Source organism: Halorubrum persicum (assembly GCF_002727125.1).
In the GTDB taxonomy this organism is placed as follows: Archaea; Halobacteriota; Halobacteria; order Halobacteriales; family Haloferacaceae; genus Halorubrum; species Halorubrum persicum.
In genome coordinates this window covers 1-1,918 of the sequence record NZ_NHOA01000144.1, presented here as the reverse complement: position 1 = coordinate 1,918, position 1,918 = coordinate 1, and the positions used below count along the sequence as shown (strand labels likewise).

General features: G+C 52.8%; 1 pseudogene. It reads left to right on the top strand.

Annotation, left to right across the window (positions count from 1 at the left end):
* The first annotated feature begins 750 nt into the window (after positions 1–750).
* A pseudogene (locus DJ69_RS15430) lies at positions 751–1,740 on the top strand (transposase).
* The last annotated feature ends 178 nt before the right edge of the window (positions 1,741–1,918 follow it).

Here is a 1,918-nt window from a genome sequence, read left to right as displayed (position 1 = left end):
CGGCTTTGTGAAGTACTGAAGATACGCCTGTGGAGACTGCGTTCCCTGCGGACACCACTCAGGTGTCTGCAAAGCGCGTCATCGAAGCAGGAAGTCCCGGGGCTTGACCCCGAGGCGATTCACCAAACTACTTACAGTGGATGACTGTCTCGGATATGTCACTAGGACGACTGCTGGCGTGAACACGGTAGAGCAAAGCGCCAAACTAGCTCTGCTGGTGGATGTCACTGTCTTCGTAATTTTGCCCAAGCAAACGAAGACAAACATGCGCTATCACAAAATTAGATGTAGACGGCCGATAGCGAGTGCATACGTCGCATTTCTCCTTCGGTACTGGGAGATCGAAACGTCGATATGTCATAATCTATCTTAAATACATTGTCGTCAATGTTCACAGTACAACTGGTCTATCTTCTGTCGATGGTCTTTTTGTACGGGCACTAAGTGCTACCCAACGTTTTAGCCCCAGCCGAAACAGCTTCGGAGACACCACAAACCTCAACATGGATCTTTTGCAGATTCGTTCTCCCGACAGATTATTGCTGAGTATACACTCAGATCTGAACGGGGCGATCAATGACTACGGCCTGTGCGGAGACGCATCAATCGAAAGTGTCTCTAACGCGGTGTGCCCCGCTCTCTCATAGAGTCTGTCACAGCCAAATCCGTTACAATCTAGAAGTTTTGAACTCAGTGAGGGTGTCATAGAACAAGTAGTACACCAAAGAGCAGGGTGAACGCTGGGGTGGTATGAGCCCAGCGACCCTGCAAGATCATCTTTCGGTAGAGTCATCTTTCAATGTCGCGGAGACAGAAACGCTAGCGTTGTTTGAGCGCATCTCTTTCGACTTTCTTGAAGAGTTCGACGTGTTCGCCCCGGCGCAGACGGGGCGAACACGAGAACATGAGCCTCCAGATCTGATGCGTCTTTCTCCACTGCTACTACAAGGACATCTACGGGATTCGGCTCGTTGAACGAGAGCTTCAGAACACGGTTGTCTGGCTGAGCTGTGGCTTCGGTCGATCGTCGTCCAGAGATGTGGTCGATCGCTTCCTAACCAATCTTGAACACGTCGTTGATTAGGTGTTTGGTCACTTCGTCGAGCAGGCCGCCGCTGCGGCCTGCTCGACTTGACTTACTACATCGATTCAACTGACGTGAGAGCGATGCCCGCCGATCAAGACGCGTCGAATTGCTACGATCCAACCGACGACGAGTACTACTACGGCTACGGCTGTACGATCGTCTCGACCGGGCAAAAGATCCCAATTGAGGCGGAGTTCACAGAGAGTAAGCAAGCGCCAGAGGAGACGGCGATGCGCGTCACGCGTGACGCGCTCGCTGTCGCCAAGTCGATCTGGATGGTCGGTGACAGTGCCTACGACACGCTCGACTGGCGCGACCACCCGCTGGCCGCAGGGGTCATGCCAGTCGCTCCATACAACGCACGAAACACCGATGACCCGAAAAACATCGAGTATAGGGTCGAAGACCGCATCGAACAACACAGCAAGGACGTTCAGCTGAAGCAGTTCACGTTGGATGAGACGTACAACCGCCGTACTGGAGTCGAACGAACCAACGAATTAGTGAAGGACTGCGGCCTCGGGCGAACGCACGCCCGAGGCCGCGTCCACGCACGAGCACAGGTCTTCCTCGCTCTTTGCCTTCGTCTCGTCGTCGCAATCACCAACTACGAACGCGGAGACAATCCGGGAAGCACGATCATCACGGTATGAGAAGAGTTCTATGACCTCCTCAGTTGCTAGGTTGACATGGTGCAGGATTTGATTCGATAGGCTCTGTGAAGAGCAAGGGAGTCACTTCGAATTTTCCGCGATTCAATTTTGCGATCAGTAGAGTTAGATCACTTATTACGACTGTACACTGTGAATTTCTTCCACCGCCTCGATCAGG